The organism is Flavobacterium sp. (genome assembly GCF_049318185.1).
Classification (GTDB): Bacteria; Bacteroidota; Bacteroidia; order Flavobacteriales; family Flavobacteriaceae; genus Flavobacterium.
Genome location: NZ_JBMOGV010000118.1, coordinates 1 through 6,295, shown reverse-complemented (window position 1 = coordinate 6,295; position 6,295 = coordinate 1). Strand labels below are relative to the sequence as shown.

The 6,295-nt window shown below is 30.5% G+C and carries 7 protein-coding genes; 3 read left to right on the top strand and 4 right to left on the bottom strand.

From position 1 onward, the window contains the following. From ACOYLT_RS09705 to ACOYLT_RS09695, 3 genes are all read left to right on the top strand, one after another. The coding region (locus ACOYLT_RS09705) for a fibrobacter succinogenes major paralogous domain-containing protein (protein ID WP_422853656.1) at nt 1-603 on the top strand (603 nt) is incomplete at its 5' end. A 9-nt stretch (nt 604-612) separates the two neighbouring features. After that, the gene (locus ACOYLT_RS09700) at nt 613-1,734 is read left to right on the top strand and encodes a hypothetical protein (protein WP_422853655.1); all 1,122 of its coding nucleotides are present in this window, start codon (nt 613-615) and stop codon (nt 1,732-1,734) included. Nucleotides 1,735-1,829: 95 nt separating this feature from the next. Beyond that, nucleotides 1,830-3,518: a sodium:solute symporter family transporter gene (locus tag ACOYLT_RS09695; protein WP_422853654.1), complete on the top strand. Its 1,689-nt coding sequence runs from the start codon at nt 1,830-1,832 to the stop codon at nt 3,516-3,518. Nucleotides 3,519-3,568: 50 nt separating this feature from the next. Here ACOYLT_RS09695 and ACOYLT_RS09690 read toward each other — a convergent pair whose 3' ends face one another. The 4 genes from ACOYLT_RS09690 to ACOYLT_RS09675 all read right to left on the bottom strand — a co-directional run bounded on the left by ACOYLT_RS09690 (nt 3,569) and on the right by ACOYLT_RS09675 (nt 5,916). Then, complete coding sequence (locus tag ACOYLT_RS09690) at nt 3,569-4,099, bottom strand: hypothetical protein (protein ID WP_422853653.1); 531 nt, start codon at nt 4,097-4,099, stop codon at nt 3,569-3,571. 130 nt (nt 4,100-4,229) lie between these two features. Beyond that, the gene (locus tag ACOYLT_RS09685; RefSeq protein ID WP_422853652.1) at nt 4,230-4,634 is read right to left on the bottom strand and encodes a hypothetical protein; all 405 of its coding nucleotides are present in this window, start codon (nt 4,632-4,634) and stop codon (nt 4,230-4,232) included. Between the two features lie 5 nt (nt 4,635-4,639). Further along, on the bottom strand, nt 4,640-5,260 hold the full coding sequence (locus ACOYLT_RS09680; protein ID WP_422853651.1) for a hypothetical protein: 621 nt from the start codon (nt 5,258-5,260) through the stop codon (nt 4,640-4,642). Between the two features lie 35 nt (nt 5,261-5,295). After that, a complete protein-coding gene (locus ACOYLT_RS09675) occupies nt 5,296-5,916 on the bottom strand; it encodes a tetratricopeptide repeat protein (RefSeq protein WP_422853650.1) in 621 nt (206 codons plus the stop codon). Nucleotides 5,917-6,295: the final 379 nt, after the last annotated feature.

The following is a 6,295-nucleotide window of genomic DNA, read 5'->3' as shown; positions in this document are numbered from 1 at the left end:
ATTTCATGTTCATTGGGATACGTTACAATTAATAATCAAATTTGGTCAGGTTGTAACGTGGATGTAACAACTTATAGTGATGGAACACCTATACCACAAGTAACAGATCCAACAGCTTGGGCTAATTTAACCACAGGAGCTTGGTGTTATTACAATAATGACCAAGCTAATGGAGCGATTTATGGTAAATTATATAATTTTTATGCTTTAATAGGAATACACGATGATAATCCTAATACACCCAATAAAAGATTGGCTCCAACAGGTTGGCATGTGCCTTCAAATACAGATTGGGGTGCTTTAACTAACTATTTGGGTGGCGCAGTAGCAGGAGGTAAAATGAAAGAAACGGGTACAACGCATTGGACAACCCCTAATACGGGCGCTACTAATGAGTCAGGCTTTACAGGTCTTCCCGGAGGCTATCGTGACCTTAATGGGATATCTACAGGTATTCGCACAAATGGCAGCTGGTGGTCTTATTCTTTTATTAGTGGGTCTTATGGATATAACCGCACCTTAGATTTCAATAGCGAATATGTACAAGCAAGTTACAATAACTTCTGGACCTATGGTTTCTCTGTGCGTTTCGTAAAAGATTAATAAAGCATTATGAAAAAACTCTTCACTATATTAGCAATAATTGCAACAACAGCAATTTTTGCCCAAGCCCCACAAGGCTTTAATTATCAAGCTACCGTAAGAAATGCAGCTGGTGATTTGATTATTAATCAAAACGTAACTTTTAAGTTCAATATCATGTTGAACACCTCAACAAGTTTGCCTGTATTTAGTGAAACGCATTATGTGCCTACAGATGATTTAGGGCAAGTGAATTTAGTAGTTGGTACTGGAACCGCTACAACCGGAAACTTCTCCACAATTAACTGGGGGAGTGGCAGTTATTTTTTAGGCATTGAATTAAGCACCGGTGCAAACTTTGTAGCTATGGGAACAACGCAGTTGTTGAGTGTTCCTTATGCCTTGTATGCTAAAACTGCAGACACCACATCTAGTCAAAACTCTCAAAATGTAAACCCTAGTACTCTTTTGCCTAAAAGAGTGCTTATAGAAGAGAATGATGGGACTACAGGAGCATATCTAAGTACATTAGGTAATTTTAATTCAACTTCGTATGAGTTTTTTTATAATGGTAACAAAATTGATTACATTAATATTACTTTATTTGACGTTCAAGGTGGGATTTCTTATCAAGAAAATTTAAATTTTACTTATTTTGGGGATTTAATTACTCAAATTGGAGATATAACTTATTCTTATCAAAACGATAAATTAGTAAATATTAGCATAAATGGAAATTGCAACGGAACTAATGGTGTAGATACAGTAAATTTAGTATACAATTCGACTGATTCAGTTACAGTAACAAAAACATTTTGTGGTACACCATCAACCCAAAATGTTGTGTTAACAAATGGGATTTGTACTAGTATTGATAATAAAGGAGTTAGTCATTATTCGAGTTATAGTCCTTTCAAAAACATTACAGGAATAGATAAAATATTTTTTATACCTGGTATTGACTTCTTTCTTTCATTATTATTTATATCTTCAACTACTAATACAAGTTCTTATTATAGGGAAAGTAATAATCGTATTGGGTATTTATACAGTTATAATGAAATTTTATTTCCTCAAACTATTACAAAAAAACTATTCACAGCCTACGGTACAGATCAAATAATTGGTAGTTATAATATTTCTTATTATTAAAACACCTATTGAGGTAATAAATAGGTCTCGTACCAATTGTTTGCTTATGTAAGTTGGGCTTTTTCCTTATTTTAGCCAAAACAAACAGCATTTTTTTGAAAAGATTAAGTAAAACTCTAAGACAAAATTTTACGACCAATTTATTTTACACCAAAAATGAACGGTGGTGGCTCATTGGCTTTTCGATGCTCATGGCGAGTAGTATTATGATTGAACCACAATTAATTTGTGAGGCATTAGTAAAAGGCCAGTTGTCTGATATGTGGTTGTATTGGAGTGCAGTTATTGGGTCAAGTTGTAGTGTGTCGTTTTTTGCGCATTTATGGCGTAAGGTTCCCGTTAAAACTGAAAATGAATTTTTATTTTTTAGGTATTCGGGTAAAGGAGCTAAAGTACTTCACACTTTTAGAAGTTTGTATTTAGGACTAGTGATTATTCCTTTTCTCATCAGTTTTAGTGTGCTGGCTTTTAGCAAAATAGTTTGTTTTGTTATAGGTATAGCACTTCGTGACGCTATAATGTTAGCCACGCTTCTTTTTGTATTACTCACTTTTTTCAATAGTTTGAAGTCGCGCCTCAGAATGGATTTTGTTCTTTTTATTGTTTTCCTGTCGCTTTTTTGTATCATAACAATAAGTCTGTTTAATCATACCGGAGGATTAGCGCATTTGGCAACCACAGTGCAATCTTCCAAAATTAATTTTAGTATTATCCCCAGTATAGGTTCAAAAACCTTTAATGCTTTTTTGGTCTTTATTTTGGTGCAATGGTGGTCAGCTTCGGTATTGGATTATCCTGATATGAATGGACAAAAGTTAATGGCCGCCAATAGTAGTAACGACTTAGTAAAAAGTGTTTTTCTGCCTTCTTTAGCTGTTGTTCTATTTCGAGTTGTGTTATTCACTTTGCCTTTTTTGGCAGTGTGTTATGGATATACTAATGGCATTGCCGATAGTGAATTGGCTTTCACCAACTTGTTTGCAAAGGCACTTCCTTCTTGGATGTTGGCCCTAGTGGCACTCCTATTCTTAATCCCATTTATTTCACTGGCGCAAAACATGCAAAACTGGGGTGGATCGTTATTAATTGAAAACTTTTATAAGCATACTATTAATCCTCATTTAAGTGATGTCAAGGCTAATAAAATGGGCATTGTGGCCATGATATATATTGTGGTAGTTGCCGGAGGCATCGCCCTATATGCAGCAAATTTAGTGGGTATCACTAAATATTTATTTGCCATCACTGCTGGTGTTGGTCCTGTTTTTATGTTGCGCTGGTATTGGTGGCGTATCAACGCTTGGTCACAATTATCGGCCATGGTAGCAGCACTGGTCTATCCTCCTATTCTAGATGCCTTGTTTGAGAACAATGCAGTTGTCAATCATTTTATCACTACTATTGAGCACACTTATAACATCGAGTATTATCCCATTAAAATTGTTATTTTAACAATAGTGGTTTGCTTAACTTGGTTAGTGGTTACTTTTTGTACGGCTCCTACAGATAGCAAAACATTGGTAACATTTTCTACCACCATTAAACCTGGTGGTTTTTGGAAACGGTATGCCAACAGTGGCAAAACATTCTCAAAACTAAGAATTTTAGCTTTGTTACTACAAACTGGCAATGGGTTCTTGCTTTACTTTATCTTTTGGAATTTCTTAATTGGAAGTTACGTCCTCTTTATTGCTTTGTTGCTTTTGTTTGTTTTGGGATTCTTTGTTTCCTATCAACTCATTCAGAAAGCGAATGCTAGTTATGATTTGGAGTTGGAAAAATAATGAAAAAAAGAGTTCATTGGCACAATCATAACCTAATTTTAAAAATGGATTTAAAGAGTATATACATTATTTTTCCTACTTAATTTTATTCCTACACTTTTATATCTAGCAAAGAAATCATTGAATAATTCATGATTAGAATCGAAATATTCAGAAGGCATATCTTGTTTAGTTAGTAACTTATCTTCCTCTTTACTTATTGTTGCGTATTTTAAGTTTTCTATTAAAATAGTTTCAATTTCTTCAATTGAAGGATTTGTTGGCAACTCGAGTAATTTTTTTGTTATTCTATTTAAAGGCATAATATGTTCTTTTTCAACAATTAACCTGTTTTTACCTTTCATACTTAACAACTCTACCTCAGTATTTTTTTCTAACAATTTTAAAACACCTTCGCTTACATATTCTTTGAAAATTATCTTACCCCAAGCTGCTCTATTCCCATTTGTAATATAGCCATATTTATAACAGAACCATTGGTCAACAAAATGCCGAAGATGATTTATTACATTGCCATTTTTTGTCCTTCTGTGTATAAGTTCTAACCTAATATGTTCTAATTCTATCTTAAAACTTTCCATTTGTAATTTGTTTTTTAATTTTTGATAATAATAATTTTATAGTACAAATTTTAAAAAAAATGTCAAACCAAGTTATCATTTGTGAACTCGGTTTGACATTTAAATAGAAATCTAAATCCTTTATGATTATTTAAATATAATCTTGTACATTAGATATTTCCAATTTTTCTTGTTCACTAATTCCATCAGAAATATTAGCAACTTCATTTAATAATTCTAAAATTGCATTTTTAACTTCTTTATCAAACTTAGAAAATTCTGTTAGAATTTCGACTTTATGATTATTGGATCTAAATAATTCTTCAAAATCTAAAATATAATTATCAATTAAACTTTCATACTGTTCATGCGTAATGTTTTCATTATATAAAGGGTTTAAAAAATTATATAAAATATTTTTCATAAAATCTTTTTCTTCAGGATCAAAAGTTCCATCAGCTATCGCTATTAGGAATAAAGGATAAGTAAGAATAAAAATTTTATACTCGTCGTCTGAAATTTTGGTTCCTCTTAGTTTTTCAATTGTATTTTTCATATGAATTATTTATTAAAGTTTACACCTATTTTATTTGCATAGATTATACTACTCGTTATAATAAGTATAACACTTCCAACGATAAGTCCTATCAAAGGTTTATTTCCGGAAAAAAATTGAATTAATATTATTCCTAAAAGAAATAGTCCCAAACTAAAAAAGATAAAATATAACCTAAATTTTACTTTCTTTTCATAATCATCAAGTTTGTTTTTAAAATATTCGTATTCTTGAACAGCGTTAATCTGCTTTAATTTAAAAAGACCGTCATTTATTTTAGCTTTGGCACCCTTTTTAACTTTAGTGTCTTGGTAACTTTCCAACAATGAACACATTTCTGTCAAGTTATAATATATTTCATCTTTATCTAAACTAAATTGAACTTTACTTATTTTAAGTAATACTTCCCTATCATTCCTTTCTAACTCTATTCTTTCTTGCTGTCTTATTCTATCAAATTCTGCTTCAGCCTGAATTTTTGCTTGAGAAGCTTTAAATTTTTCAACTTCTACAGTCGCAGATACTCGATAAGGTGTAGACCACTTATCCCCAAAAACCTTGTTTGAAACAAACTTTCCAGTATTTTTACCTAATTCTTTTCCTAGAGATTTTCCAAATGTTCCCATATTTATATTTGATTATTTTTTTATTAAATACTATTTTATCGACAGTTTTTTTTAAACCCTTCTTTACATTCTTGGTCTCCCAAATCTATACCATTTTTAAAATCTAAACATACTTCAAATTTAGAGTATCCTAATTTTTGTTTACATCTACCCATAATTGCGTAGGCATTTCCTTCTTTCTGATCTATTTTTATAACATCTAAGCAATCAATTATAGCACCTTTAAAATCATTTATATTTTCTTTTAAGCCAGCTCTAAATAAGAAATAAAGACCATTGACCTTATCTAATTCTAAAGCCTTAGTAATTGTTATTATAGCTTTTTCATAATCACTAATTTCAACAAGACAGATTGATTTCAAAAAATAAACATTAGGATTATTAGATTCAATCAATAGAGACTTATCATAATCTTCAATTGCACCTTTAAAGTCTTTAATTTCAGATTTAGCTAAACCCCTACTTGCAAGAGACTTAGATTCAATTTTTTTATTTTTTTTAATAACTGATAAATCATATGAATTTGTATAACTGATTATCGCATCTTTATAATTTGCACTGTCAAATTGCATTTTTCCTTCTTTGAAATATTGCTCTGGGGATTGTCCAAATGAACAAATGGACACCAAAAAGATAGTTATAAATTTTACTTTCATTTTTTTTAATTATTTATGGTTTTGAAACATGTGTTACTTTCAATCGGCTTGACTGTAATAAATGTTTTTATTTCCATCGTATTTTACTTTTTATTTTTTTAATTTGATAGATAATTAAGTGTACTTTATTTTAATTAGTTTATCCAATATAAATTTTCAAAAAAAAGCAAAAACATAGTTACTGAATTACTAAAAAATTTATTTACTTGACAATATTATTCAAAATAAAGGTTTCAACTTGTTCATTCTGTGTTCACTTAAATACATTTGTACTTTAATCTACAGGATATTTATAATTTTGAATATTATTACTATTTATGGATATTTTTCACGTACACCTACGAACCGATATTGAAAAAAAAGTAGGTTTTAAAATAAA

Excerpts from the sequence above, each read along its gene's own strand:
- ACOYLT_RS09700 (WP_422853655.1), top strand. The coding sequence starts at position 613 with ATGAAAAAACTCTTCACTATATTAGCAATAATTGCAACAACAGCAATT.
- ACOYLT_RS09690 (WP_422853653.1), bottom strand. The coding sequence starts at position 4,099 with ATGGAAAGTTTTAAGATAGAATTAGAACATATTAGGTTAGAACTTATA.
- ACOYLT_RS09685 (WP_422853652.1), bottom strand. The coding sequence starts at position 4,634 with ATGAAAAATACAATTGAAAAACTAAGAGGAACCAAAATTTCAGACGAC.
- ACOYLT_RS09680 (WP_422853651.1), bottom strand. The coding sequence starts at position 5,260 with ATGGGAACATTTGGAAAATCTCTAGGAAAAGAATTAGGTAAAAATACT.
- ACOYLT_RS09675 (WP_422853650.1), bottom strand. The coding sequence starts at position 5,916 with ATGAAAGTAAAATTTATAACTATCTTTTTGGTGTCCATTTGTTCATTT.